The following is a 24,313-nucleotide window of genomic DNA, read 5'->3' on the forward strand; positions in this document are numbered from 1 at the left end:
GGTGGAACGCCGCCGGTACCCTAGCCGCATGCTCTCGCCCCAGCTCCACGCCGTCGGCTTCGACGCCGAGTCCCTGGACCAGCTCGTCAAGGCCGCGTTCGACGCCGGCGTCCGCGGCGTGGACTCCGCGCCGGGCTTCGACCTGGTCGGCAGCTACTCCGATCCGAGCGGCGCACGGCTCAGCTTCGTCAAGCGCACCGGGCAGGGCGTCAGCACCACGGGGGCACTCGCCGCGGAGACCCGCTACCGCGCCCAGGTGGTGCGCTTCACGGACCTGCTGGCCCGCGTCGCGCTGTACGGCCCCGAGTCCCCCGGGCCGCTGCTGGCGCAGTTCGTCGCACTCGTGGACGACCCGGTCGCCTACCCGCAGCACGACCTCGCCCCGGGCGGGCAATACAGCGTCGTCGAGGACCTGCGCGTCGGGGCGCTGGCCATCGAGGTGACGGTGTACGACGACGCGGCCGCGTTCGAGGCCTCGCCGGAGGCCGCCCCCGGCGGGGACCTCCGGATCGCGGCCGACGCGCTCATCTCCCCGTCCCTGCTGGCGCTGCAGGCCGCCGCGATCCCCCCGCAGGAGGCGTCGCCCGCCCTGCTCATGGGCGTCGAGGTGACCGCCGTGGAGCGGCGCCGCAACGAGCTGACCGGCGCCGAGTTCCAGTACGTGACCGGCCGCGGCGCCGTCGACATCACGTGCGCCGTCCCCGCCGAGACGCCGCTCGAGGTGGGCAACGTGGTCCACGGCACCTGGTACGCCACCTGCTCCTCCGGGATCTGGGACTGAGGGACCGGACGCATGGCGTTGGGCAGCTCGCCGGACCAGCCTCAACCGCTGGGCCGCGTCATCATGGCGACGAAGGACTGGGTCGGACGCCTGGGTGAAATCTGGGTCGACGCGCAGGTCGTCGAGATCAAGCGGCGCAACGCCCCGACGCAGTTCCTGACGTTCCGCGACCGCGTCGCGGACATGTCGGCCCAGGTGACCGTCTCGGCCATGGTGCTCGACGCGGCCGGGCCGCTGCCGGAGGGGTCCCGGGTGACGGCGCGGATCCGTCCCCGCATGTGGGAGCGCAACTCGTCGCTGACGTTCGAGTGCCTCGAGCTGCAAGTCGCCGGCGAGGGCCGCCTGCTCGCCCAGCTGGAGCAGCTCAAGCGCAAGCTGCAGGCAGAGGGCCTGTTCGACCCCGCCCGCAAGCGCCGCCTCCCCGTCCTGCCCCGGGTCATCGGGCTCGTCACCGGCAAGAACTCCGACGCGGAGCGCGACGTGGTGACCACCATCGCGGGGCGGTGGCCCGCCGCCCAGATCCGGACCCGGCACGCCCTGGTGCAGGGCCCGAACTCGGCCGAGTCGGTGATGACGGCCCTCGCCGCGCTGGACGGGGACCCGGAGGTCGAGGTGATCATCCTGGCGCGCGGGGGCGGCGCCCTGGAGGACCTGCTCTCGTTCTCCGACGAGGGCCTGGTACGTGCCGTCGCGGCTGCCCGCACCCCCGTCGTCACGGCCATCGGGCACGAACGCGACTCGCCCATCGTCGACCTGGTGGCCGACCTGCGGGCCTCCACGCCCACCGACGCCGGCAAGCGGGTGGTGCCCGACCACGCGGCCGAGTCGGCGGCCCTGGCGGACGCCCGCACCCGGCTCCGGCGCGCCGTCGGTGTGCGGATCGCCGAGGCGCAGCGCCACCTCGATCAGCTGCGCTCCCGGCCGGTGCTCGTGGACCCGACCAGCGCGTTCGCAGCCCATTTCGACCGGCTGAGCCTGCTGCGGCACCGCCTCGACGCCGCGATCGAGCGGCGGCTGCGCGACGAGGAGTCCCACGTGCGCTCGGCCGTGAGCTCGATCCGGGCGCTCTCACCCAAGCGCACGCTCGAGCGTGGCTACGCCGTCCTCGTCGACGACGCCCACCGCTCCGTGTCCGGCGTCGCGGACACCGCACCCGGCGCCCGGATCCACGCCTACCTGGCCGACGGCTCCTTGGACCTCGACGTCGTCGCCACCACCCCCGAAGGAGACCAGTGACTGACAAGACACTCACCTACGAGGCCGCCCGCGACGAACTCGTCGAGGTCGTGCGACGGCTCGAGTCCGGGGGCGCGTCGTTGGCCGAGTCCATGGAGCTGTGGCAGCGCGGCGAGAAACTCGCGCAGATCTGCCAGGGGTTCCTCGACGGCGCCAAGGCCCAGGTCGCCCAGGCCCGCCCCGCGCCCACGGAGGACTAGGCCCGTTCCTCCACCAGGGTGGCGGCGAACGTCTCCAGTTCGGTGAAGTCGGTGTCGGCCGTGACGATCGACGTCACGTCGTCGGCGACGTGGACGAGGCTGCGGGTGCGGCCGTCGTCGCTCTCGTAGCGCTCCCAGCTCCGGCCTGCGACGTCGACGCTCCCTCCCAGGGACCGCCCCTCTCGCGTGGTCGCGGACACGAAGTCCCCGACGGCGCCGTCGCGCTGCTGGACGCCGACGTAGACCTCCTCAGGGGAGAGGTACCCCACCTGCCACCAGTTCCCGGTCGCGGGTTCGTTCGTGATCCACGGGTCGCCCTGCCTGGCCCAGGCGACGCGCACCGGGAGCCAGCCCTCGCCCAGACCCTCGGCGCGGAGCACCGGATACGGGGACTCCGCGACCGCGCGGGTCAGGGTGGCGTCGACGTCGACGGCCTCGGGACGAGGATCGGGCGTCACGGTGAACCACCACACGATCAGGGCGATGGGCACGAGCAGCACGGCCATCGAGATGACCATGTCCCGCGGGCGGGCGGCAGAGTTGCGTCGAGCCATGCGCGCCATCGTCGCACGCGGCGCCGGGCGCCCACAAAAGCCGGCGGCTCACCGGCCGAAGCGGCGCTCCCGCTGCGAGTAGGCGCGCAGGGCACGGACGAAGTCCACGCGGCGGAAGTCCGGCCACAGCGCCTCGCAGAAGTAGAACTCGCTGTGCGCCGACTGCCACAGCAGAAACCCCGACAGCCGCTGCTCCCCAGAGGTCCGGATGATGAGGTCGGGATCCGGCTGCCCCTTGGTGTACAGGTGGGCCGAGATCTCGTCGATCTCCAGGGTCTCCGCCACCTCTGCCAGGGTCGCGCCCTCGGCTGCGCGTTCGGCCAGGAGGGATCGGACGGCGTCGCGCAGCTCGTGCCTGCCGCCGTACGCGACGGCGACGTTGACGTGCAGGCCGGTGATGCCGGCCGTCGACTCCGACGAGGCCCGCAGCGAGTCGGCCACCTCGGCCGGCAGGAGGTCGAGCGCGCCGACGGCCTGGACGCACCAGCGCCTCGTGGCGGCGAGCCGCGCGACGAGCTGCTCGATCACCTCGAGCAGAGGCGCGAGTTCGTCGTCGGCGGCGCGCTGCAGGTTGTCGGTGCTGAGCACCCACAGGGTGATGACGCGAATGCCGGTCTCGTCGCACCACTCGACGAACTCGACCAGCTTGTCGGCACCGGCGCGGTACCCGGCGACCAGCGGCTCACCGGGGGCGTTCATGCGTGCCCAGCGCCGGTTACCGTCGGCCAGGACCGCGACGTGACGCGGGAGGCTTCCACGGTCGAGGTGCCGCAGCACCTGGCGCTCGTAGCTGGCGTAAAGCCATCGCGGCGGCCACCATCGATCGACGAGCCGAGTGACCGCAGACATGCCACGAAGCCTAGCGCCCTGTTGGCATCGGGCGACCGAGGTAGTAACCTACGGTTGCGTAAGTTACCCGACCGTAGGTAGGACATGGACCCCGTGACAGACACCGTTGCATCGAAGCCCCGCCTGCGCGGATGGCTGCACCTCGGGATGGCGCCGATCGCGTTCATCGTCGGCCTGGTGTTCACCGTCTTCGCCCCCACCCTGACCGGACGCATCGGCTGCGGCGTCTACACGCTGGCGGCGGTCCAGCTGTTCGCGACCAGCGCCGCCTACCACCGCGGCACGTGGTCGGCGCGGGCCAACGCCCTCTTCCGGAGGATCGACCACTCGAACATCTTCGTGTTCATCGCCGGCACCTACACCCCGCTGACGCTGAGCCTGCTGGAGGGCCGGGCCCGGTGGAGCCTGCTGATCCTCATCTGGAGCATCGCGGTGCTGGGCGTGGCGTTCCGCATCGTGTGGCTGTCGGCGCCCCGCTGGCTCTACACGTTCCTGTACGTGGCGATGGGCTGGGCCGCGGTGGGATGGCTCGGCCAGTTCTGGGCGGCCGGCGGACCGGCGATCGTGGCGCTCATCATCGCGGGCGGGCTGGTGTACTCGCTGGGCGCTGCCGCCTACGCGACGAAGCGCCCACAGCTGTCACCGACCTGGTTCGGGTTCCACGAAGTCTTCCACGCGTGCACGATCGTCGCCGCCCTCCTGCACGCCATCGCGATCGGGCTGGCGGTGTTCGCCACCGCCTGACGCCGCCGGGAGGCCGGCCTCCGGCTCACTCCGCGCGGATGGCCGCCAGCGGACTCAGCCTGGTCGCCCGCTGGGCCGGCACCAGCCCGGCGACGGTGCCGATCAGGGTCGCGAACGCGACCGCCCCAGTCATCAACCACACCGGAACGACGGACAGCTCAGCCGTGCCGCCCTCGCCGGCCATCTGCGCGCCGAGGGTGGCATTGAGCAGGGCCGACGCGGCGAGGCTGAGCAGCAGGCCGATCACCCCGCCGAGGAAACCGATGGCGGCCGACTCGATGAGGAACATCCTGCGGATGTCGCCCAGCGCCGCCCCCATCACCTTCATGATCCCGATCTCCTTGGTTCGCTCATAGACGCTCATCATCATGGTGTTGGCGATACCGATGGCCGCCACAAGCAGCGACACGAAGCCGATCCCGCCGAACACCGCCTGGATCATCAGCGCCTGAGCCTGCGCCTGCCTGATCCACTCCACCTCGGCGTAGGCCCCGTAGCCCTGGTCGCGCAGCGAGTTCAGCACCGCCTCGGCGTCCTCGGGGCTGTCGGTGAGGAGACGGAACTCCGTGTAGACGAACGCCTTCCCCTTGGGTTTGCCGTCGGCCGTGGCCGGCTGGTTGGGGAGGGCCTTGCCGGGCATCGCCTTCTCCATCACCTTGCGCAGCGCGCCGAAGTCCGCGAACACGCTGGAAGAGTAGGGGCCCCACTGGTCGTTGCCCGCGTTGGCGAGCTGGGCGAGCGCCGGCATGATGATCCGCTTGGGCGGCTTGGCGGGCTCGGTCGGGGTCTCGCCGCCCCCGCCACCGTCGATAGGACCGTACGGGCCGAACGTGGTGAACGTGCCGAACAGGGTCTGCGACCGGAAATCCACCTCGAGCGGCATGCCTGTGACCGGGTCCCAGAACTGGGTGTGCAGCAGATCGCCGAGCACCAGGCCAAAGGGGTCGCCCGCCTGGGGCAGTTCGCCCCAGGCCAGGTCGAGATCCATCTCCTGGAGCGCCTCCGCGGGCAGGCCGACGATCTGGAGGAACTGGGTGGCGCCGCCCACGGAGAACTCGACATCGACCATGTAGCTGGGCCACACCGCTCTCACGCCTGGGGTGGCCGCGAGCAGTGGGATCAGCTCGTCGCTGAGCTGGGTGGGCTGTCCAGGCGCGGCCATCTCCGGCGGCGGAACCGAGTTGACGCTGACCTGGCGCAGGTTGATCTGCTGGAACTGGCTGGTGAAGCTCGACGACAACCCCACGCCGAGCGACACCATGACGATCACGGAAGTGGTGCCGATCATGACCCCGAGCACCGTCAGCGAGGTGCGGAACAGCCGCTGCCGCAGGCTGGCCAAGCTCGTGTGGAGCAGGTCCGTCCAGCGCATCGTCGACCTAGCGGGGCTCGGGACCGATGAGCGGGTCCTCGCCCAGTTCGGCGAGCGACTCGAGGTCCTCCTGCTCGGCCCGCCGCCGCCTGCGTCGGCGCACCGCGACGGCGGTGACCACCGCCGCGCCCAGCAACCCGGCGGCGATCAGAACGGGCACCACCGGGAACTGGCCGGTCTCCTCGCCCGGCTGCTCACCCATGCCGGGCTCCTCGATCGGCATGGGCGGCACGACCGCGACCTCCACGGCCCGGTCCATCGTGGTGACGTTGCCGTCGACGTCCTCATACGAGACGGTCACGGTGATCGGCCCCATGGCCTCCTGCGCCGCGTTGACCGTCATGTCCACGGCCCCGGAACTGCCGGGGTCGATGGTCCCGACGAAGACCTCCGGAGAGGTGAGTGCCTGCCCATCCTTGATGGCGGCCTTGGCGTTGTAGAGCTTGGTTTTGCCCTGGTTGAAGATGCTGAAGGTCAGCGACGCGTCCTGCCCGAGGGTCAGCTGCGGCGGCATCAACTGCGGCACCGACGCGTCGGCCCGGATGTTCTGCCGGACCCGAACCGAGGCCGTCTCCGTCGCCGAGAAGGCGTTCGCGGCGGCGTCCTCGTACTGGATGGTCAGGGTGAGCCGGTAGGGCTTCTCCTCCAGCGAGGGCAGCGAATGGAATCTCATGGAGCGGGTCTCCACCTGGTCCGCCCTGATCCTGCTGATGAACATCGACGATGAGCCATCGGCGGGCAGGAAGGCCGAGTCGTCCGAGGCCACGCTGACCAGCATGTTCTGCACGCGCGTGCGCGTCGAGGTGTTGCGCAACGTGAACGACACGGTGAAGTCCTGACCGGCGACCACCTGCGCGGGCTCCGTGGTGAAACCGGCCAGGATGACCCTGGGGGTGGACACCCCAGGCACGGCCGCGCCGCCGCCGGTCCCCGGGTCACCGCCGGCGGAGCCTCCGGTGCCGCCCGACGCGTCACCCCCCGCGCCGGCACCGCCGTCGGCGACCGGGTCGCCCGCGGCGCTGCTCAGGGGCACCATCGTGAGCCCGAACACCATCATGAGGACGAGAAAGAGCCGTTGGGTCAGCTTCATGGCGCGACTTTCGGGTCGGCGGCCGCGGCCGCGGGTGCGTGGTTGTGGGTGATGTCGGTGATGCGGCCGTCGGCGATCGAGACGACCGTGTCGGCGAACGAGGCGATGTGCCGGTCGTGGGTGACCATGATCCACGTCTGCCGGAACCGGCGGATCACAGCACGGAACAGGGTGAGGATCTCCTCCGACGTGTGGGAATCGAGGTTGCCGGTCGGTTCGTCGGCGAAGACCAGCGTCGGCTTGACGGCCATCGCGCGGGCGATGCCCACACGCTGCTGCTGGCCGCCTGACAGCTGGCCCGGCTTGTGGTGCAGGTGCGAGCCGAGGCCCAGCTGGACGAGGATGGCGCGGGCACGCGCCTGGCGCGTGTGGGTGGGGATGCCGCGGAAACTGAGCGGCAGCGCCACGTTGTCGAGGGCGGTGAGCGACGGGAGGAGGTTGAACGACTGGAAGATGAATCCCACCTGCTCGCGGCGGTAGGTCACCAGCTGGGACTCGGTGAACCGGTGCAGCGGCTGCCCCGCGACGAAGACCTCGCCTGCGGTGGGCTTCTCCAGGCCGCCGAGCATGTTGAGCAGCGTCGACTTCCCGGAGCCGGACGTGCCCACGACGGCGGTGAAACTCCCCCGCGGAATCGTCAGGTCGACCCGGTTGAGGGCGACCACGCGAGAGTCTCCTACGCGGAAGATCTTGGACAGGTCGCGCGTCCGGACCAGGGGCTGGCCGACCTCGGGCAGCGGCAGCCTGGGCTGGCTCTGGGTCACGCCACCTCCTCGATGGTCCGGGGAGCGCTCGCGTCCCCGGTAACGCTGCGAGCAACGTAACCCATGAGGCGGCCACTCCGGCCGGAGGCTCGGCCGAACATCGACCGCAGTGGCAGCCGGGGCCGGCCCGCACCCACCCCAGGTAGTACGCACACCCGCTCGAACGAACCACACGGATGTGATTCGCCTTCGCTCCACTGTTCCCCCGGGCCCGGATTGCGGCTATTGTCGGCCCATGGAGATCCACTCCATCAAAGCCCAGACGGTCCTCTAGCAAGATTCGGGGACCGACGCGGCGAGCGCGGGCCCCGGCGAAAGGGAGCAATCGTGCTCAACGCGTCCCATCAGCAGGCTTCCCCCGCAGCAGTGCAGCCCGACACGGCCATCAAGACCTACGTCGTCGATACCTCCGTCCTCCTGTCCGATCCCAAGGCGATGCTGCGGTTCGCGGAGCACAACGTGATCCTCCCGATCGTGGTGATCACCGAGCTGGAGTCCAAGCGCCACCATCCGGAGCTCGGCTACTTCGCGCGCTCGGCGTTGCGCCTCCTCGACGACCTGCGCATCGAGCACGGACGGCTCGACACCCCGATGGTGACCAACGATCAGGGCGGCAACCTGCGTGTGGAGCTCAACCACAGCGATCAGGACTCACTGCCCGTAGGCTTCCGCCTCGGCGACAACGACACCCGGATCCTCGCCGTCGCGCTGAACTACGCCAACGAGGGCCACGACGTGGTGCTGGTCTCGAAGGACGTCCCGCTGCGGGTCAAGGCCGCCGCCGTCGGCCTGGCCGCTGAGGAGTACCGCAACGAGCTTCCGCTCCAGGCCGGGTTCACCGGCATGGCAAGCGTGGACGTCACCACCGACGACGTGTCCGCGCTCTACGAGGACGGCAACGCCGTCATTGCCCAGGCCTCAGCGCTGCCCACGCACACCGGTGTGGTGCTGCACGCCCCCGGGTCGAGCGCGCTGGGCCGCAGGATGCCAGACGGCTCGGTCAAGCTGATCAAGCACGACCGCGAGGTGTTCGGCATCCACGGCCGCTCCGCCGAACAGCGCGTGGCCCTGGACCTGCTCATGGACGAGTCGATCGGCATCGTGTCCCTCGGCGGGCGCGCCGGCACAGGGAAGTCCGCGCTCGCGCTGTGCGCCGGTCTCGACGCGGTGCTGGAGCAGCGCCGGTACAGCAAGGTGATGGTGTTCCGGCCCCTCTACCCCGTAGGGGGGCAGGACCTCGGCTTCCTCCCCGGCACTGCCGGCGAGAAGATGGCGCCGTGGGGCCAGGCGGTGTTCGACACCCTGTCGTCGGTCACCAACAAGTACGTCATCGACGAGCTCCTCGAGCAGGAGATGATCGAGGTGCTGCCGCTCACCCACATCCGGGGTCGGTCGCTGCACGACGCCTTCATCATCGTCGACGAGGCCCAGTCCCTGGAGCGCAACGTCCTGCTCACCGTGCTGTCGCGCGTCGGACAGAACTCCCGGGTCGTTCTCACCCACGACGTCGCGCAGCGCGACAACCTGCGGGTCGGCCGCCACGACGGCGTCGTCGCGGTCATCGAGAGGCTCAAGGGCAACCCCCTGTTCGCGCACGTCACCCTGACGCGGTCCGAGCGCTCGCAGATCGCGGCCCTTGTCACCGACATGTTGGAGGTCGATGAACTGGCCTGATCGGACGGCGGGAAAACTTCGCCTTCGCTGCATCCGGCCGGGGGGTCGGTGCGAAGTACTGGGTGTCACGGCGATCGTCGCCTGGCGACAGCCCTCCCAGCAGCTGGGCCCGCCGAGTTGCTTCGCCGGAGCGTCGGCTCCAGCCTGGCGGTCGAGGTACCCGGCGGGCTGACCAACCCGGACGGCTATGTCGAGGTGTGGCTCGACACGATCATGCGCGGCGAGCTGCGCGCTTAGCGGCCGCTCCGGGTCAGGCCCGGGTCCACAGGGGCGTCTTGAGCTCGTTGTAGTCGGTGACCGGATCGAAGCACACCGTCCCGCGACACACGTAGACGGCGTGCCGGTCGCGGTGCTCCAGATGCGTGCCCCAGCCCTCCGCCCCCGCCGGCGCGGTGAGGATCGCGGAGCCGGCCGGGGCCAGCCGCCAGGCCGCCCGGGCCAGCTCGTCGAACGGATCGCTACTGACGACGACGGCGACGGCCGGCTTCAGACCACGGCGGGCCTCGTCGGAGATGAGCAGGTCGGCCAGGGCCGCGCCCGCGAACCGCGGCGTCTCGGCGACGGCGGACCAGGTGGTCCGCGCCGCGGCGTCGGCGCGCTCGATGAGGTCGGGGCGCTCGGCGAGCAGACCCACCAGCCGCAGGGCCGCGACCATCGCGGACGTGCCGCTGGGCGTGACGTTGTCCGTCAGGGACCGCGGCCGGTCGAACAGGCCGGTGTCGGCTGCATCATAGAACCCGCCGTCGGGGTGCGCGAACAGCTCGACACCCCGGTCGACCAGCGCCTCGGCCCGGCGCAACCAGCCCGCGTCGCCCGTCGCGCCGGCGAGCAGCGCGAACGCCTCGGCGACCGCCCCGAAGTCCTCGGCGATCCCGGTCCCCGGACCCGCGACACCGTCCCGCGACGACCGGCGCAGGTCGCCGTCGCCCAGGTGCACGGCCACGAGGTGCTCCGCCGCCCGAAGAGCGAGTTCGAGCCAGCTCTTCTCGTTGAAGATGAGGGCGCCGGTGACGAGGGAGGAGATCATCCAGCCGTTCCAGGCCGCGACCACCAGGTTGTCCGCCCCCGGCCGGAAGCGAGTCGCCCGCTCCTCGAGCAGGACGCGGCTCACCTCGTCCAGCTTGGCGAAGTCGGGCCGGCCGCGCAGCTGCAGCGTCGACAGGCCGTCCTCGAAGGTCCCCCCGCGGGTGACGTGGAAGGTCTCGGCGGCCCACTCCCCCAGCTCGGGCCCGAGGGCGTCGTCGAGGAGCTCGGGGTTCCACAGGTAGAAGATGCCCTCGTGCACGGCTCCCCGGATGTCGCAGGAGTCGGCGTCGAGGCCGCTGATGAACGCGCCGTGGTCATTGACCATTTCGCGCTCCAGCCACTCGACGATGCCGTAGGCGGTGCGTTCGAGGAGCGCCCGCAGCCCGGAGTCGTGGTCGGCGGTCCGTCGCCAGCCCCGCACGTAGGTGCCGAGCAGGAGGGCGTTGTCGTAGAGCATCTTCTCGAAGTGCGGCACGACCCAGCCCGGGTCGACGGCGTACCGGTGGAAGCCTCCACCGACCTGGTCGTGGATGCCGCCGCGTGCCATGGCCTCGAGCGTGCGCTGGGCGAGCTCGAGGGTGCGGGGATCGCCCTTGACGAGCAGGGCGTCGAGGAGGGTGGGCGCCGGGAATTTCGGCTGCCGCCCGAACCCGCCGTGGATGAGGTCGAACGCGGACTCGATGTCGTCGACGGCCTTGCGCAGATCCGGCGCCGAGTCGGTCTGGGGCGTCTCGTGTGCGCTCAGGGAGGCGACGATGTAGGCCGCCGAGGCGCTCACCTTGTCGCGGCGCGAGTGCCAGGCGTCGGCCATCGCCTCCAGCACCTGCCGGAACGACGGCTGGCCTCCCTGGGGCTCCGGCGGGAAGTAGGTCCCGGTGAAGAAGGGCTCGCCCGTCGGGGTGAGGAACGCGGTCATGGGCCATCCCCCTGCCCCGCCGTTCATGGCCTGCGTGGCCGTCATGTACACGGCGTCGACGTCGGGATGCTGCTGGCGGTCCACCTTGATCGCGACGAAGTGGTCGTTGATGAAGCCCGCGACGGCCGGATCGTCGAACGACTCGTGGCTCATCACGTGGCACCAGTGGCACGAGGCGTAACCCACCGACAGCAGGATGGGCCGATCGAGTTCGACGGCGGAGGCCAGCGCCTCGGCACCCCACTCCCACCAGTCGACGGCCTGGTGCGCGTGCTGGCGCAGATAGTCGCTGGACGATTCCCGGAGGCGGTTGACCATGCGCACAAGGGTATCGGCCCGCCCCACCCGGACGACGACGGGTACCCGACCCGGGTATGGGCGGCGGTTGTGCGCGTCCGTCACACTGGACACATGCCCACGCGCCAGGACACCGCCCCCACGCTGTCGCGAGCCCTCGTCGTCATCGGCGGCCTCCTGGCCGTCCTGTGGGGACTCGAGATCCTCGACACGCTGACGATGAACAGCCTGGACCAGTACGGCATCGAGCCCCGCCAGACCGAGGACCTGCCCAACATCCTGGTGGCCCCGTTCCTGCACTACGGGTGGGCCCACCTCATCAGCAACACCGGTCCCTTCCTCGTGCTCGGGGTGCTCACGTACCTCGCCGGTGTCGCGCGCTGGATCGTGGCCACGCTCACCTCGGCCGTCACCTCCGGGGTCGCGGCCTGGCTCCTGTCGCCCCTGGGCACCATCACCGCCGGCGCGTCCGGGGTCATCTTCGGCTGGCTCGCCTACCTGTTGGTGCGCGGCATCTTCAGCGGCCGGCCCGGGCAGATCGCCATCGCGGTCGTGGTGTTCCTCCTGTACGGCTCCGTGCTGTGGGGAGTCTTCCCGACCGCCCCGGGCGTCAGCTGGCAGGCCCACCTCGGCGGCGCCCTCGGCGGAGTGGTCGCGGCGTGGCAGCTCCACCGGCGCCCGACGGCGGCGGTACAGGGCACAATGGGCAGGTGACCAGCCAGGACCAGGCCCGCATCGCCGCCCGCTACCCGCAACGCTCCACCACCGACTATCTGTTGGGCGGGCTCGCGGCGCTGGCGGTACTCGGTGCGGTCGTCCTGGTGATCGTCACCGGCGTGCTGCGGTCCAATCCGCCGGTCGCCGGCATGGTGCGCAGCTTCGAGGTGGTCAGCCCCACCAAGGTCACGGCCGAGATCGTCGTCCAGCGCCGCGACCCAGGCGCGCCCGTGGAGTGCACGCTCTACGCGCAGGCGCCCTCCTTCGAGAAGGTGGCGGAGCAGGCCGTGCGCGTCGCGCCGGGTGCCGACACGCTGACCTCCGTCGATGTCACGCTCACCACGATCAAGGAGGCCACGAGCGTCAGCCTCGACCGGTGCCGCGTGACCTCCTGATAGGGTTGTCGAATGTCCGAGACCAACACCGATGTGATCTGGCTCACGCAGGAGGCCTACGACAAGCTCGAGGCCGAGCTGCATGAGCTGAAGACCGTGGGGCGCCTCGAGGTGAGCGCCCGCATTGCCAGCGCCCGCGAAGAGGGGGACCTCAGCGAGAACGGCGGCTACCACGCGGCCCGCGAGGAGCAGGGCCAGATGGAGGGCCGCATCCGCCAGCTGGAAGACCTCCTGCGCCGCGCGCAGGTCGGCGAGGCGGAAGGCGATCACGACGAGGTCGCCCCCGGCAAGATCGTCACCGTTGCCTACGACGGCGATGAGGACGACTCCGAGACCTTCCTGCTGGGTTCGAGGGAGATCCTCGGCACCGATTCGTCCGTCGACCACGCGGTGTCGCCGCAGTCGCCGCTCGGCGCGGCCATCGTCGGCGCGCGGGTGGGCGACGAGGTCCGCTACGAAGCTCCCAACGGCCGGGAGATCATGGTCGTCGTGACCAAGGTGGCCGCCTTCTGATCCACTCCCACATCGGACGCGAGATGGCCGCCACCCACATGGGATGGCGGCCATCTCGTTTCCGCACCGATCAGGACCCGAGCAGCTGCGCCGCGACCTCCGCGCTGAGTTCGCCGCTGGCCACCCGAGCCAGGATCTGTTCCTGTGCCGAGGCGGGCGCGCCGATCTCCTCGCCGTACTCCCCGGACTCGTCCCCGGCTGGCGGCTCCTCGGGTGCAGGTGCCGGGTCGCCCGGGGGCGTGAGGCCGAGCTTGGCCAGGACCGCGTCGAGCCGGGTCCGCGCCGTCGGGTAGCTGACCTGCAGGTGGCGCTCGACCTCGCGGAGGTTGCCGCGGGAGCCGAGGAACACGCGCAGCAGGTCGAGGTCCGCCTCGTTGAGGGCGCAGAACTCGCAGGCGGCGAACTCGCCCGCGATCTCCGTCCCACACTGCAGGCAGCCCTTCCGGGTGGTGATCAGCTGGTCGCCGCACACCGGGCAGGCCGCGGGCGCGTGGTACATGTGTCGTCCGCTCATCGTCACTCCTCCGTCTTGATCGTCGCCATGCCCATGACGACGGCGACGTCGAGCCGCGCGGCGCCGTTGCCCACGACGTACTCATCGACACCCTCGCCCCCGCCCGGCCAACTGATGCGGCCGAGCTTCGCCTGACCACGGATCGCGACGTTGGCGCCCTTGGTCAGGTGGATGGTGAGCGTGCCGGACTCGACGCGGATGCGGGAGCGGCCCACGCTGATAGGGCCGGAGACGCTGATGCCGCCGGCCTGGCTGAGCAGGTCCTCCACCTCGTGGACGTCGTCCAGGCTGGAGCCGCCCGCCGTCACCCGGATCCGGCCCAGGCGCGGCACCCCGACCGTGCGCAGGCCGCCGGTGGTGACCTCGGCGTCGACGATCAGGGACGGGTTGACTCTCACCACCAGTTCCTTGCCCAGGGACAGGTCACGCAGATCGTCGAGGCTGCGGGGCGGGCGGATGAGCGAGAAGCCCTGGAAGGACGGCCCGATCTCGCCGGTCGAACTCACCTCCATGACGGTGCCGACGCGGCGGAGGACGTGTGGCCCGTCGATGGTCAGGGTGGCGACCGAGGGGTCGCCCTCGATGCGGACGCGGCGTCCGACGGCGGTGACGGCGACCCGAGCCAGCCCGCCGGCCTTGGGTCCGCCCTGCGTGGCGGTGTCGGCGGGGATGTCGTGTTCGACTGCGGCCGCCTTGGCCGCCTCGATGCGCCGTGAGGCCTCCTGCGCATCGATGCGGCCCGCCGCCAGATCGTCCAGGATGGGACGGATATCGGGGTTGGTCATGGCCCAATGGTAAGCCACCTTTCCATTGTGGCAAGACGCGCTTTCCATTCTCCCGGGTGTTGTCCGGGACGACCCTGAGGGTTCCGCCCCGGCCGCGCCTGTGCCAGAGTGTGGCCATGCCGAAGCCGCTCACCGACCTCGTCGCTCCCGACTGGGCCGAGGCCCTCTCGCCCGTCGAGGATCGGATCAGCGCGATGGGTGCCTTTCTGCGGGAGGAGCTCGCGGCCGGTCACGGTTACCTGCCGGCCGGCGACCACATCCTCCGGGCATTCTCTCTCCCGCTGGCCGACGTGCGGGTCCTCATCCTGGGCCAGGACCCCTACCCCACGCCCGGCCATCCGGTGGGCTTGTCGTTCTCCGTGGCCCCCGACGTGCGGCCGCTGCCCGGGAGCCTCGTCAACATCTACCGCGAGCTCAAGTCCGACCTGGGCATCGAGCCGGCCCAGCACGGGGATCTCACCCACTGGTTCGACCAGGGCGTGCTGCTGCTCAACCGGGTCCTCACCGTCCGCCCGGGCGCGCCCGCGTCGCACCGCGGCAAGGGATGGGAGGAGGTGACGGCCTGCGCCGTCGAGGCCCTCGCGAAGCGCGGCGGACCCCTTGTCGCCATCCTCTGGGGCCGCGACGCCCAGACCGCGCGGCCGATGCTGGGCTCCGTCCCAGTGATCGCCAGCGCCCATCCTTCGCCCCTGTCCGCCCGCAACGGCTTCTACGGGTCCCGGCCCTTCAGCCAGACCAACCGGCTGCTCGAGGAGCGGGGGGCAGCACCCATCGACTGGCAGCTGCCCGCCTGAGAGTTTGCCCGTCCCGGTTAGCATCGCGGGTATGGATATCGACGTCCTCGCCTGGCTGAGCTCCCGGATGGCCGCACCTCAGATGGTGTCCGCCGACGACGCGCTGCCCGGCCGCTCCCAGCCCGTGCTCGACCCGATGCCGGTCCACGAGGTGCTCGGCCTCCCCCTGGACGAGGTCCCGCCCGGCGCCGAGGTGGCCTACTTCGCGCTGGGCTGTTATTGGGGGGTCGAGAGACTGTTCTGGGAGACCGACGGCGTGGTCAACACGGCGGCGGGCTTCATGGGCGGCTTCACGCCGAACCCCACCTACCGGGAGACGTGCACCGGCCGGACGGGCCACACGGAGACGGTGCGGGTGGTGTTCGATCCGCAGCGCGTCTCCTACGAGGAGTTGCTGCGCCTGTTCTGGGAGAACCACGACCCGACGCAGCTCAACCGACAGGGCAACGACATCGGCACGCAGTACCGCTCCGCTGTCTTCCCGGTGGACGAGGAGCAGAGGGCGGCGGCCGAGCGCACGCGCGGCGAGTTCCAGGAGAACCTGAGCGCCGCCGGCTTCGGCGAGATCACCACGGAGATCAGGTCCGGCCAGACGTTCTACTTCGCCGAGGTCGAGCATCAGCAGTACCTGCACAAGAACCCCCACGGCTACTGCCCCGTCCACGCCACCGGCGTGGCGTGCGGCCCCCGGCCCTGATCGCTGCCTGGCCGTCGCGCCTCCTACACTGGCGCAATGACCAAGTGGCGGACCGGGCTCGTGGCGCTCGCCGTCCTGGCGACAGGCTGCACCTCCCCCGCTCCCGGCGTGACGGGATCCTCCTCCGTCGAGCCGGGCCCGCCGACGACGTCGGCACCCGCTCTGCCCTCTGCCACGGCGAGCCCAGTCCCCGACGACGAGTTGCCGCTGGATCACCCCATCACCGGCCGGCTGGTCGACGGGGCGGCCGCTGACGTCGTGGCCGAGCTGCATCGCGTGGCCGGGGGGCTGCCGGTGCTGAAGGTGGACGTCACGACGGAGAGCGCCACCCTGAGCGCGGTGCGCCCGGACCGCTCGGTCGTGACCTACCAGTGGCGCGACGGAGTCATCGACCGCGCCGACTCGGACGTGCAGTACTTCGATCAGGCCACCTTCGATCCGGCCGACTTCCCCCTCGACTCCGTGGGGCGCATGTTCGACGTCGCCGACTTGCGCGGCGTTCGGGGCGATCTAGTCCTGCAGGTGGTGGACTACCGCGACGGCCAGGTGTTGATGACGGTGACGTCGCGGCCCGAGTCGGAGACCGTCTTCTTCCGCCCCGACGGAACCGCCGTCGCCGTGCTCGGGGTGACCGGCGTCGCCGACATCGCCGCTGGCCTGTCCGAGGTCATCGGCGACGCCACCGAGGCGTACGCCGTCGGGTTCAACGCCACCCGGGGTTACTGGGCGGACCTGCCCGACACGGACCCGGGCGTCGTCCTCAGCCGCGCCCGGGTCGGGGCGGTGCCATTGTTCGAGACCCGCCGCACCGAGACGCCCACGCTGACTCCGTTCGACCCGTCCGCCATCGACGCCGCCGCGTTGGCCCAGGCGGTCGCCCGGGCGCAGCGCTCACCGGACGAGCAGTGCGACGTCGTCGTCGACATGAGGCTGGGGCGGTCCGCTCCCGTGGCGCGCGTCGACTGTCAGGGACGGGTCACGTACTCCGACCTCGAGGGCCGGGACATGACCGACCTCATCGGCTGAGGGCGTGCCTCACTGGCCGAGGTCGTCGGTGGAGAAGGTGTCGCACACGCGCGGGTCGCCGCTGTTGAAGCCCTTGGCCACCCACAGCTGGCGCATCTCTGAGGATCCGTGGGTCCAGCTCTCGGGGACCACGCGTCCACCCTGCTGCTGCTGGATGTGGTCGTCGCCGACGGCGCGGGCGGCGTCGACGATGCGGTTGAGATCGTCCTGGGTGACCGACTCGATGGGCGACTCGGGATCCTTGATCGTGTTCGCGAACCACACGCCCGCGTAGCAGTCCGCCTGCAACTCTAGGCGCACCTGGCCCGACGTGGGTCCGGTGTCGTTGCCCATGGAGCGGGCCTGCTGCATGGTGCCCGTCAGGTTGGAGATGTGGTGCCCGTACTCGTGGGCCACGATGTACGCCTCGGCCGCGTACCCGCCGGCAGCGCCGAGCTGGTCGAGGAGGACGCCCATGAACTCGGAGTCGATGTAGACGGTGTAGTCACCTGGGCAGTAGAAGGGGCCCATCTCCGACGAGCCGGTGCCGCACGCCGTGCTCACCTGTCCGCTGAACAGCTGGGTGGTGGCGCTCTGGTAGCCCTCGACCGTCTGCGACCAGTAGCCCTCGATGGCCGAGACGTAGGCGGCCCAGCGGCAGTCCGGATTCGCGTCCACGTCGGCGCCCGTGCGGCACTCCGGATTCTGCTCGACGCTCTGCGGTCGCGCCTGTCCGCCACCCAGGATGTCGTCGGGGTTGATGCCCAGGTTGCCGCCGCCGAAGACGAGCAGCAGGAGCGTGATGATGAGACCGCCGAGGCCACCGCCGACGGCGAGCCCGCGTCCGCCGCCGCGACGCCCCCCGCCACCTCCGCCGTAGCGGATGTTGGCGTTGTCGATGCGGGCGTTGTCCCGGAATTCCATGGCTGCCTCCCCTACGGTTCGTCCAGTCATCCTAGCCGGGCGCTCTGCCTCGCCGGGGAAACCGGTGGCCTGACAGCAGCGTCTAGACTTGCCCAATGCGCGTCATCGGTGTCACCAACCCGGTTGGGGCGCCAGTGGCCAGCTTCGTCGTCGAACATGGCCAGCACCCTCGGGTGACGATGTTCGACCATGGCTACATCCCGCTGCGCCCCCTCGCCGCTGCCATGCACGGGGACGAGATCGTCTTCACGTGGCTCGTCCGCGAGGTGTCCCCGGCGGACCACCGGCCACCGGAGCGGCACACGGTCTACGTGGCGTCGTCGCGCGAGACGCCGCACCGCCATCAGCGCATCGGGGCCTACGCGCTGGTGCTGTCGGACCGCGGCATCCTCGGCACGGTGAACTCGACGCTCACGGCGGCTCCTGGGACGTGGGCGCTGCCCGGCGGCGGCGTGGACCCGGGCGAGGCCCCCGCGGACGCCGTCCTGCGGGAGGTCTTCGAGGAGACCGGCCAGGACGTGGTCATCGACCGGGTGCTGGCGCTCGAGTCCGAACACTGGGTGGGCCGGGCGCTGACCGGGCGGCTGGAGGACTTCCACGCCCTGCGGGTCGTCTACGGGGCGATATGCGAAGCACCCAGCGACCCCGTCGTCCACGACGTGGGTGGATCGACGATGCGGGCCGACTGGGTGCCGGTGCGCGACTGGCGCAGGTTGCATTGGACCAACAGCTCCCGGACGCTGCTGTCGCAGTTCGCCCGGAAGCTGTCGCGTCCGGTCAGTCCCTGAAGTAGCTCATGATGCGCAGGATCTCGGTGTACAGCCACACCATGGTGACCGTGATGCCGAGGGCCGCGCGCCACGACTCCTGAGCCGGTGCCTGGGCGCGGATGCCGCGCTCGACCGAGTCGAAGTCGACGACGAGGCTGAGGACGGCGAGCACCACCGCGAGGATCGAGATCCCGATGGAGAGCAGACCCGCCCCGGGGCCGACCGAGCGCAGGCCGAGGTCGATGCCGAACAGGGCCAGGACCAGGTTGACGAGGAAGACGCCCGCCATGGAGATGACCGCGATGGTGACGACCTTGCGGAACTTCGCCGTGACGCGGATGTTGAAGAACTTGTAGGCGCCCAGCGTGGCGAAGGCCGTCACGAAGGTCGCCAGCACCGCCGACACGACGATGCCCGGGAACATCATCTCGAACATCAACGAGAACGCGCCGATGAAGATGCCCTCCACGACCGCGTAGAACAGGACGCCGCCGACGGGCAGCTTGGCGCGGCCCGCGACGAACAGCACCGTCACGAACCCGACGAGCGCGGACACGATGAGCGCCGGGGTAAGCAGCGCCGTCGGGATGAACATGAACGTGGCGATGGCGACGACGAGGACCACGCCCAGCGTGATCGCGGTCTTGGCGATGACGTCGTCCAGCGTCATCACGCCGCCGGAGCGGACCGGCTGCTGGTACGGGGCATAAGGAGCCTGCTGCGGGTACTGCCCGGCGGGCTGCTGGTACTGGTCGTACCCGTAGCCCGGCTGGGGCTGAGGGGCGGCCCCGCGCGTGAAGGCGTCGGGGCGACCGATGATCGGATTGGCCATGTCTTGTGCTCTTTCTGGGTGACCCCACCTGAAGGAAGATTGGTCACTGCCCATGGTACCGAGGGCGCCAAGTATCCGCACTTGTCGCTTCGCGCCCGCGGGCCGCCGCCCCGTGCCACGATCGAGTCATGGGCACCCCGCACGTCGCGACCCTGACCTTCCTCGGTGCCGCCGGGACCGTCACCGGGTCGAAGTACCTCATCACCGTGGACGGTCGTCGGATCCTCGTCGACGCCGGCATGTTCCAGGGCGACAAACGTTGGCGGCTCAAGAACCGCGAGGACTTCCCCGTCGACCCGTCGTCGATCACCGACATCCTCCTCACGCACGCGCACGCCGACCATTCCTCGTATCTCCCGGCCCTGGTCGCGGCTGGGTTCAGGGGGCGCATCTGGGCGACCCCCGCCACTATCCGGCTGGCTGCCATCGTGCTGCGCGACTCGGGCAAGCTGCAGGAACAGGCCGTGGCCGACGCCGTGCGCGGCGGCTACTCACGCCACGCCGACCCACGGCCGATCTACACGGTCGCGGACGCCGAAGCCACCCTGCCCCTGTTCCACGCGGTCCCCTGGGACCGCGACGTGGACCTCCACGGGCTCACGGCTCGTTGGGTACGCGCCGGTCACATCCTCGGCTCGGCCAGTATCCACGTCCGGATGGGCGAGCGGAGCGTGCTCTTCTCGGGCGACCTGGGGCGCCACGACCACCCGATCCTCAAGGACCGCCAGACGCCGCCCGGGGCGGACGTCGTCGTCTGCGAGTCCACCTACGGCGACCGCGAGCACCCTGAGCCGCGGCAGCCGCACGAGCCCCTCGCCGCAGCCGTCCGCCGAACCGTGGAGCGCGGCGGTCAGATCGTGATCCCCGCCTTCGCGATCGACCGCACCGAACTCGTGCTCCACGCCCTGGTCCAGCTGACCAGGGCGGGCCGGATCCCACGCGTCCCGGTGGTGGTCGACGGGCCGATGGCCTCGGCCGCACTGGAGGCCTACCGCGACGAGTCCCTGGACGAGTTGGACCACGACATCACCGTCGCCGACTTCTCGGACCTCGACCTCTCCGAGGCCCGCACGGCCGGAGAGTCGCGTCGCCTGAACGAGCGCAGCGACCCGATGATCATCGTCAGCTCCTCCGGCATGGCCGAAGGCGGGCGGGTGTTGTACCACCTGCGTCGGATCCTGGGCGATGCCCGGCACACGGTGGTTCTGACGGGCTATCAGGCTGCGGGCACGCGGGGACGCGCGCTGGAGAGCGGGGCCCGGGAGGTGAAGATCTTCGGTCACTACGTGCCGGTGCGCGCGGAGATCGTGCGCGACGACGAGTTCTCCGTCCACGCAGACGCGTCCGACCTGATGGACTGGCTGCGCGCCCTCAGGCCCGCTCCGGAGACGGTCTTCGTGACGCACGGCGAGCCGGAGGTCGCCCAGACCTTCGCCCGGCGGATCGCGGATGAGCTCGACTGGGTGGCGGTGGTGCCGCGGTACGGCGAGGTGGTGAGCCTGCTCGCCGACGGCGTGGACCCGGAGGACCTCGACGTCGCGGATTGAAGTGCCCCCGACGGGATTCGAACCCGTACTGAAGCGGGTTTAAGCCGCCTGCCTCTACCGATTGGGCCACGAGGGCGTGCCGGCGAGTTTATCCCCGCGACAGCACCTCCATCTGCTGCACCACCAGCTTCACCGCCTCCTCGGAGCGGTCCGGCGGATACTTGTACTTGCGCAGTAGGCGCTTGATCTTGGCCCGGATCGAGGCGCGCACGTCGTCGCGCACCGTCCAGTCCGTCTTCGCGTCGCGTCGGAGCATTTCGACCAACTCGCGCGCGATCTGCCCAAGCACCGGCTGCCCCAGCACCTCCATGGCGGAGTCGTTGGCGGCGACAGCGTCGTAGACGGCCAGCTCGTCCGTGCCGAGCGGCGGGTCGAACTGCTCGCCCCGTCGCGCCTCGGACGCGATCTCCTCCGCCGTCCGCCACAGCTCCAGCAGGACCTCGGCGGAGGTCAGCTGCCCGTTGGTGTAGCGGTTGATCACGTCGGCCACCCGATCGCCGAACGTCTGCTGCCGCACCAGGTTCCGGCCTGAGACCCGCGCCGCTTCCAGAAGCAGCGCGGCCCGCAACGCCTCGATCGCCAGCTGCGGGTTCTGCGACGCCTGCGCCTCTTCCAGCACCGACGGCGCCAGATGGTCGAAGTCGGGGGGTGTGATCTGCGCCATCTGGTAGATGTCGATGACGTCGCGCGAGTCGGTGGAGTCCTCGACGACGGCAAGCAGCGCACGCGCCACCTCCTCCGGCACCGGCCGCCCGTCCGCCTCCCTCTCTGCGGCATCCAGCTTCGCCACCCAGGCGCGCACCTCAACGTAGAACCGCACCTCGTCGGCGATGTCGGCGAGGTTGTCGGCGCCGGCCGAGAGCGCCCAGGCGCGGCCGAGCTGCGTGGTGAGGTGCCGGTACCTGTCGGTGAGCGTCGCGTGCCCCTCTGCGACCCGGTTGCCCGGGTTACGCGGGTCCCGCAGCCAGGCGGTCAGCAGCCGGGCGGCGTCCATCCAGCCGCGGGGTGTGCCGAGCTTGGCCCGCCAGTTCACGGGCCGGACGAGATCGCGGAGCTGCTCGACGAGGGCCCGCGCCAGCTCGACCGCCTCGCCGACGTCGCGCCCCATCGGCCTTTCGCGCTGGTCCGAGAGGGTGTACTCGGCCAAGGCGTGGGCGAGGTTGTCGGTAAGCGGGGCGTAGGCCACCAGCAAACCGGCGGACTTCCCGCGGAACGTGCGGTTCACCCGGGCGAGCGTCTGCATGAGCAGCGCGCCCTTGAGCGGCCGATCGAGGTAGAGGGTGTGCAGCGGCGGCGAGTCGTAGCCGGTGAGCATCATGTCCTTGACGATGACCAGCTCCAGCGGGTCCTCGGCGGTGGCGAGCCGCTTCTTGATCACCTTGTTCTCGGACTCGCGGCGGACGTGGTCGCTAATCGGGGGCTGGTCCGAAGCGGTGCCCGAGTAGACCACCTTGATGCGGCCGCCGTCGATGGCATCCGAGTGCCAGTCCGGCCGCAGCGCGACGATGGCCGAGTACAGGTTGGCGGCGATCTCGCGAGTCGCGCACACGATCAGACCCTTGCCCGGCCCCTCGATCTCCGGGTACATGCGGGCGCGGCGCTTCTCCCAGTGCTCGACGATGTCCGCGGCCAGAGTGCGCAGCCGCTCGGGCGCGCCGTAGATGGAATTGATGACTGCCACCGACCGCTCCACCTGCTCGCGCTCGGTCTCGTCGAGGTCGCGGGTGAGCTCGTCGGCCGCCGCGTCGAGCTGCTCGGCGGTGACGCCGTCGTCGAACCCGACGGTGACCAGCCGCGGCTCGTAGTAGACGGGCACGGTGGCGCCGTCGGCGACGGCGCGGGTGAGGTCGTAGATGTCGATGTAGTCGCCGAACACCTCACGCGTGTTGCGGTCGGTGAAGCTGATGGGCGTGCCGGTGAAGGCGATGAGCGTGGCGTTGGGGAGGGCGTCGGCGAGGTGGCGGGCGTAGCCGTCGAGGTCGTCGTAGTGGCTGCGGTGCGCCTCGTCGACGATGACCACGATGTTGCGTCGCCCCGACAGCAGCGGGTGCTCGCGCCCGGCCTCGCGCTCCTGCTGGGTGCGGCCGAACTTCTGCAGCGTGGTGAACAGGATGCCGCCGGAGTTCCGCTCGGTAAGCGCCGTGCGGAGCGCCTCCCGGGTGTAGACCTGCTCCGGCTTCTCGGGGAACAGCTTGGAGGCGGCGAAGCCGTCGAAGAGCTGACCGTCGAGTTCGGTGCGGTCGGTCACCACCACGATGGTGGGGTTCTGCAGGCGCGGGGTGCGCAGGAGGAGGTTGGTGTAGAACTCCATCTCCAACGACTTGCCAGAGCCCTGCGTGTGCCACACGACGCCGGCCTTGCCGTCGCTCTCGACCGCCTGGACTGTGCGGCCGACGGCCTTGGTGACGGCGAAGTACTGGTGCGGCTTGGCGGTGCGCTTGAGGATGCGGCCCTCCCCCTCCGCGAAGGCGGTGAAGTTGCGCATCAGCTGGCCGAAGCGCTCCAGGTTGGCCACGCCGTCGAGCAGCGATTCGAGCGCGGGCGCCTGGTCGGCGAGCGGGAGGCCGTCGTCGTCGACGTTCCATTCGGCGTAGTGGTTGAGCGGGGCGAACGGGTTGCCGTACTTGGCCACCACGCCGTCGCTGAGGAGCGTGACCACGCAGGCGCGGAAGGCCATCGGGAACTCGCGCAGGTAGGTGGCGAGTTGGGCGTGGGCGGTGGCGACGGTGGCGGACTGGTCGCCGGCGTTCTTCAGCTCGACGATGCCGACGGGCAGGCCGTTGCAGTACAGGACGAGGTCGAAGCGACGGTGGGCGTCGCGGTCGCGGACGATCACCTGGCGCGCGGCCAACCAGTCGTTGGCCGACGGATCGGGATCGATCAGCCGGAGCGTGGGCGTGCGCTCGGTGCCGTCCGGCTCCAGCCAGCTGACCCCGCGGTAGCCGTGCACCATGAGCTCGTGGAGGCGCAGGTTCTCCGAGGCGGCGTCCTGCGACGCCGGCGTCAGGATCTCTGTGGCGGCCTGGTCCAGCAGTGTCGCGGGCACGGCCGGGTTGAGGCGGGCCAGGGCCGAGCGGAAGTCGACGACGAGCACCGGGTCCGCGGCCGACGCGCGGCGGGCGTTGAGCTCGGAGCCGTGAACCGGACGCCACCCGAGTTCGCCCAGGTAGTCGTGGGCGAGGAGTTCGAGGTCGTCTTCGAGCATGAGCCCTAGTCTGCCCGCATGTCAGTCCGCATCCGAGACGGCGTGCGAGAACGCCCGTTATCCAGGTTGGACGACGATGGCATGCATCCCACTATGGGACCCGAGGCGGTAT

The 24,313-nt window shown here is 70.6% G+C and carries 24 protein-coding genes and 1 tRNA gene; 13 read left to right on the forward strand and 12 right to left on the reverse strand.

Annotated elements, in window-relative coordinates; genetic code table 11:
- Positions 1-28 precede the first annotated feature (28 nt).
- The 3 genes from ACFQPD_RS12220 to ACFQPD_RS12230 are packed head-to-tail and all read left to right on the forward strand — an operon-like array spanning position 29 to position 2,217.
- Positions 29-781, forward strand: a complete 753-nt coding sequence (locus ACFQPD_RS12220; RefSeq protein WP_385900975.1) for a hypothetical protein — start codon at positions 29-31, stop codon at positions 779-781.
- Between the two features lie 12 nt (positions 782-793).
- Entirely contained in the window at positions 794-2,017 is a 1,224-nt protein-coding gene (gene xseA / locus ACFQPD_RS12225; protein WP_353081292.1) for an exodeoxyribonuclease VII large subunit, read from the forward strand.
- Entirely contained in the window at positions 2,014-2,217 is a 204-nt protein-coding gene (locus tag ACFQPD_RS12230; protein ID WP_068750603.1) for an exodeoxyribonuclease VII small subunit, read from the forward strand. Before xseA ends, ACFQPD_RS12230 begins: the two co-directional genes overlap by 4 nt.
- On the opposite strand, the gene ACFQPD_RS12235 is transcribed toward ACFQPD_RS12230, so the two are convergent.
- Together ACFQPD_RS12235 and ACFQPD_RS12240 are read right to left on the reverse strand one after the other, a co-directional pair.
- Positions 2,214-2,771, reverse strand: coding sequence for a DUF4245 domain-containing protein (locus ACFQPD_RS12235; protein ID WP_385900978.1), 558 nt, complete (start codon positions 2,769-2,771; stop codon positions 2,214-2,216). The genes ACFQPD_RS12230 and ACFQPD_RS12235 overlap by 4 nt on opposite strands.
- Positions 2,772-2,819: 48 nt before the next feature.
- Positions 2,820-3,620 (reverse strand): isoprenyl transferase, encoded by an 801-nt coding sequence (locus ACFQPD_RS12240; protein ID WP_068750599.1) that lies wholly within the window; start codon positions 3,618-3,620, stop codon positions 2,820-2,822.
- A gap of 93 nt (positions 3,621-3,713) precedes the next feature.
- Between ACFQPD_RS12240 and ACFQPD_RS12245 the strand changes: the two genes are divergently transcribed.
- Entirely contained in the window at positions 3,714-4,364 is a 651-nt protein-coding gene (locus ACFQPD_RS12245; RefSeq protein WP_385900980.1) for a hemolysin III family protein, read from the forward strand.
- Positions 4,365-4,389: 25 nt separating this feature from the next.
- Here the strand turns inward: ACFQPD_RS12245 and ACFQPD_RS12250 are convergent, their stop codons facing one another.
- The 3 genes from ACFQPD_RS12250 to ACFQPD_RS12260 are packed head-to-tail and all read right to left on the reverse strand — an operon-like array spanning position 4,390 to position 7,590.
- Positions 4,390-5,736, reverse strand: a complete 1,347-nt coding sequence (locus tag ACFQPD_RS12250) for an ABC transporter permease (protein ID WP_385900982.1) — start codon at positions 5,734-5,736, stop codon at positions 4,390-4,392.
- A gap of 7 nt (positions 5,737-5,743) precedes the next feature.
- Positions 5,744-6,826: a COG1361 S-layer family protein gene (locus ACFQPD_RS12255; protein ID WP_385900983.1), complete on the reverse strand. Its 1,083-nt coding sequence runs from the start codon at positions 6,824-6,826 to the stop codon at positions 5,744-5,746.
- A complete protein-coding gene (locus tag ACFQPD_RS12260) occupies positions 6,823-7,590 on the reverse strand; it encodes an ABC transporter ATP-binding protein (protein ID WP_385900985.1) in 768 nt (255 codons plus the stop codon). The genes ACFQPD_RS12255 and ACFQPD_RS12260 overlap by 4 nt, the downstream gene beginning before the upstream one ends.
- A gap of 327 nt (positions 7,591-7,917) precedes the next feature.
- Between ACFQPD_RS12260 and ACFQPD_RS12265 the strand changes: the two genes are divergently transcribed.
- Positions 7,918-9,264, forward strand: coding sequence for a PhoH family protein (locus ACFQPD_RS12265; RefSeq protein ID WP_385900987.1), 1,347 nt, complete (start codon positions 7,918-7,920; stop codon positions 9,262-9,264).
- A gap of 250 nt (positions 9,265-9,514) precedes the next feature.
- On the opposite strand, the gene ACFQPD_RS12270 is transcribed toward ACFQPD_RS12265, so the two are convergent.
- Complete coding sequence (locus ACFQPD_RS12270; RefSeq protein WP_385900989.1) at positions 9,515-11,524, reverse strand: thioredoxin domain-containing protein; 2,010 nt, start codon at positions 11,522-11,524, stop codon at positions 9,515-9,517.
- Positions 11,525-11,617: 93 nt separating this feature from the next.
- Here ACFQPD_RS12270 and ACFQPD_RS12275 point away from each other — a divergent pair, with 93 nt between their 5' ends.
- From ACFQPD_RS12275 to greA, 3 genes are read left to right on the forward strand one after another with little or no spacing between them, the layout of a single operon-like run.
- Positions 11,618-12,217, forward strand: coding sequence for a rhomboid family intramembrane serine protease (locus ACFQPD_RS12275; RefSeq protein ID WP_068750586.1), 600 nt, complete (start codon positions 11,618-11,620; stop codon positions 12,215-12,217).
- On the forward strand, positions 12,214-12,615 hold the full coding sequence (locus tag ACFQPD_RS12280) for a DUF4307 domain-containing protein (protein WP_385900991.1): 402 nt from the start codon (positions 12,214-12,216) through the stop codon (positions 12,613-12,615). Before ACFQPD_RS12275 ends, ACFQPD_RS12280 begins: the two co-directional genes overlap by 4 nt.
- Positions 12,616-12,627: 12 nt before the next feature.
- Positions 12,628-13,128 carry a transcription elongation factor GreA gene (gene greA, locus ACFQPD_RS12285; protein WP_385900992.1) on the forward strand — a complete coding sequence of 167 codons (501 nt, stop codon included), beginning with the start codon at positions 12,628-12,630 and terminating at the stop codon, positions 13,126-13,128.
- A gap of 70 nt (positions 13,129-13,198) precedes the next feature.
- Here greA and ACFQPD_RS12290 read toward each other — a convergent pair whose 3' ends face one another.
- Both ACFQPD_RS12290 and ACFQPD_RS12295 read right to left on the reverse strand, forming a co-directional pair.
- Positions 13,199-13,642, reverse strand: a complete 444-nt coding sequence (locus ACFQPD_RS12290; protein ID WP_353081299.1) for a DUF2089 domain-containing protein — start codon at positions 13,640-13,642, stop codon at positions 13,199-13,201.
- A gap of 2 nt (positions 13,643-13,644) precedes the next feature.
- Positions 13,645-14,427, reverse strand: a complete 783-nt coding sequence (locus ACFQPD_RS12295) for a hypothetical protein (protein ID WP_385900994.1) — start codon at positions 14,425-14,427, stop codon at positions 13,645-13,647.
- 116 nt (positions 14,428-14,543) lie between these two features.
- Here ACFQPD_RS12295 and ACFQPD_RS12300 point away from each other — a divergent pair, with 116 nt between their 5' ends.
- The 3 genes from ACFQPD_RS12300 to ACFQPD_RS12310 all read left to right on the forward strand — a co-directional run bounded on the left by ACFQPD_RS12300 (position 14,544) and on the right by ACFQPD_RS12310 (position 16,944).
- Positions 14,544-15,221, forward strand: coding sequence for a uracil-DNA glycosylase (locus tag ACFQPD_RS12300; protein WP_385900996.1), 678 nt, complete (start codon positions 14,544-14,546; stop codon positions 15,219-15,221).
- A gap of 67 nt (positions 15,222-15,288) precedes the next feature.
- The gene (gene msrA / locus ACFQPD_RS12305; protein WP_385901082.1) at positions 15,289-15,918 is read left to right on the forward strand and encodes a peptide-methionine (S)-S-oxide reductase MsrA; all 630 of its coding nucleotides are present in this window, start codon (positions 15,289-15,291) and stop codon (positions 15,916-15,918) included.
- 36 nt (positions 15,919-15,954) lie between these two features.
- Positions 15,955-16,944, forward strand: coding sequence for a hypothetical protein (locus ACFQPD_RS12310; protein WP_385900998.1), 990 nt, complete (start codon positions 15,955-15,957; stop codon positions 16,942-16,944).
- A 9-nt stretch (positions 16,945-16,953) separates the two neighbouring features.
- On the opposite strand, the gene ACFQPD_RS12315 is transcribed toward ACFQPD_RS12310, so the two are convergent.
- Positions 16,954-17,847, reverse strand: a complete 894-nt coding sequence (locus tag ACFQPD_RS12315) for a neutral zinc metallopeptidase (RefSeq protein ID WP_385901000.1) — start codon at positions 17,845-17,847, stop codon at positions 16,954-16,956.
- A 95-nt stretch (positions 17,848-17,942) separates the two neighbouring features.
- On the opposite strand from ACFQPD_RS12315, the gene ACFQPD_RS12320 reads away from it, so the two are divergent.
- Positions 17,943-18,635, forward strand: a complete 693-nt coding sequence (locus ACFQPD_RS12320) for an NUDIX hydrolase (protein ID WP_385901002.1) — start codon at positions 17,943-17,945, stop codon at positions 18,633-18,635.
- Here the strand turns inward: ACFQPD_RS12320 and ACFQPD_RS12325 are convergent.
- A complete protein-coding gene (locus ACFQPD_RS12325; RefSeq protein ID WP_385901004.1) occupies positions 18,625-19,449 on the reverse strand; it encodes a Bax inhibitor-1/YccA family protein in 825 nt (274 codons plus the stop codon). The genes ACFQPD_RS12320 and ACFQPD_RS12325 overlap by 11 nt on opposite strands.
- Positions 19,450-19,577: 128 nt before the next feature.
- Between ACFQPD_RS12325 and ACFQPD_RS12330 the strand changes: the two genes are divergently transcribed.
- The gene (locus ACFQPD_RS12330) at positions 19,578-20,996 is read left to right on the forward strand and encodes an MBL fold metallo-hydrolase RNA specificity domain-containing protein (protein WP_385901006.1); all 1,419 of its coding nucleotides are present in this window, start codon (positions 19,578-19,580) and stop codon (positions 20,994-20,996) included.
- Between the two features lie 2 nt (positions 20,997-20,998).
- Here ACFQPD_RS12330 and ACFQPD_RS12335 read toward each other — a convergent pair.
- Both ACFQPD_RS12335 and ACFQPD_RS12340 read right to left on the reverse strand, forming a co-directional pair.
- Positions 20,999-21,072, reverse strand: a tRNA-Leu gene (locus ACFQPD_RS12335).
- 12 nt (positions 21,073-21,084) lie between these two features.
- Positions 21,085-24,201: a type I restriction endonuclease subunit R gene (locus ACFQPD_RS12340; RefSeq protein ID WP_385901008.1), complete on the reverse strand. Its 3,117-nt coding sequence runs from the start codon at positions 24,199-24,201 to the stop codon at positions 21,085-21,087.
- Between the last annotated feature and the right edge of the window lie 112 nt (positions 24,202-24,313).

The organism is Tessaracoccus sp. O5.2, assembly GCF_964266725.1.
Lineage (GTDB): Bacteria > Actinomycetota > Actinomycetes > Propionibacteriales > Propionibacteriaceae > Arachnia > Arachnia lapidicapta.

Excerpts from the sequence above, each read along its gene's own strand:
- ACFQPD_RS12270 (WP_385900989.1), bottom strand. The coding sequence starts at position 11,524 with ATGGTCAACCGCCTCCGGGAATCGTCCAGCGACTATCTGCGCCAGCAC.
- ACFQPD_RS12325 (WP_385901004.1), bottom strand. The coding sequence starts at position 19,449 with ATGGCCAATCCGATCATCGGTCGCCCCGACGCCTTCACGCGCGGGGCC.
- greA (WP_385900992.1), top strand. The coding sequence starts at position 12,628 with ATGTCCGAGACCAACACCGATGTGATCTGGCTCACGCAGGAGGCCTAC.
- ACFQPD_RS12255 (WP_385900983.1), bottom strand. The coding sequence starts at position 6,826 with ATGAAGCTGACCCAACGGCTCTTTCTCGTCCTCATGATGGTGTTCGGG.
- ACFQPD_RS12240 (WP_068750599.1), bottom strand. The coding sequence starts at position 3,620 with ATGTCTGCGGTCACTCGGCTCGTCGATCGATGGTGGCCGCCGCGATGG.
- ACFQPD_RS12320 (WP_385901002.1), top strand. The coding sequence starts at position 17,943 with ATGCGCGTCATCGGTGTCACCAACCCGGTTGGGGCGCCAGTGGCCAGC.
- ACFQPD_RS12330 (WP_385901006.1), top strand. The coding sequence starts at position 19,578 with ATGGGCACCCCGCACGTCGCGACCCTGACCTTCCTCGGTGCCGCCGGG.
- ACFQPD_RS12275 (WP_068750586.1), top strand. The coding sequence starts at position 11,618 with ATGCCCACGCGCCAGGACACCGCCCCCACGCTGTCGCGAGCCCTCGTC.
- ACFQPD_RS12235 (WP_385900978.1), bottom strand. The coding sequence starts at position 2,771 with ATGGCTCGACGCAACTCTGCCGCCCGCCCGCGGGACATGGTCATCTCG.
- ACFQPD_RS12220 (WP_385900975.1), top strand. The coding sequence starts at position 29 with ATGCTCTCGCCCCAGCTCCACGCCGTCGGCTTCGACGCCGAGTCCCTG.
- ACFQPD_RS12300 (WP_385900996.1), top strand. The coding sequence starts at position 14,544 with ATGCCGAAGCCGCTCACCGACCTCGTCGCTCCCGACTGGGCCGAGGCC.
- ACFQPD_RS12290 (WP_353081299.1), bottom strand. The coding sequence starts at position 13,642 with ATGAGCGGACGACACATGTACCACGCGCCCGCGGCCTGCCCGGTGTGC.
- ACFQPD_RS12340 (WP_385901008.1), bottom strand. The coding sequence starts at position 24,201 with ATGCTCGAAGACGACCTCGAACTCCTCGCCCACGACTACCTGGGCGAA.
- msrA (WP_385901082.1), top strand. The coding sequence starts at position 15,289 with ATGGCCGCACCTCAGATGGTGTCCGCCGACGACGCGCTGCCCGGCCGC.
- xseA (WP_353081292.1), top strand. The coding sequence starts at position 794 with ATGGCGTTGGGCAGCTCGCCGGACCAGCCTCAACCGCTGGGCCGCGTC.
- ACFQPD_RS12310 (WP_385900998.1), top strand. The coding sequence starts at position 15,955 with ATGACCAAGTGGCGGACCGGGCTCGTGGCGCTCGCCGTCCTGGCGACA.
- ACFQPD_RS12315 (WP_385901000.1), bottom strand. The coding sequence starts at position 17,847 with ATGGAATTCCGGGACAACGCCCGCATCGACAACGCCAACATCCGCTAC.
- ACFQPD_RS12250 (WP_385900982.1), bottom strand. The coding sequence starts at position 5,736 with ATGCGCTGGACGGACCTGCTCCACACGAGCTTGGCCAGCCTGCGGCAG.
- ACFQPD_RS12295 (WP_385900994.1), bottom strand. The coding sequence starts at position 14,427 with ATGACCAACCCCGATATCCGTCCCATCCTGGACGATCTGGCGGCGGGC.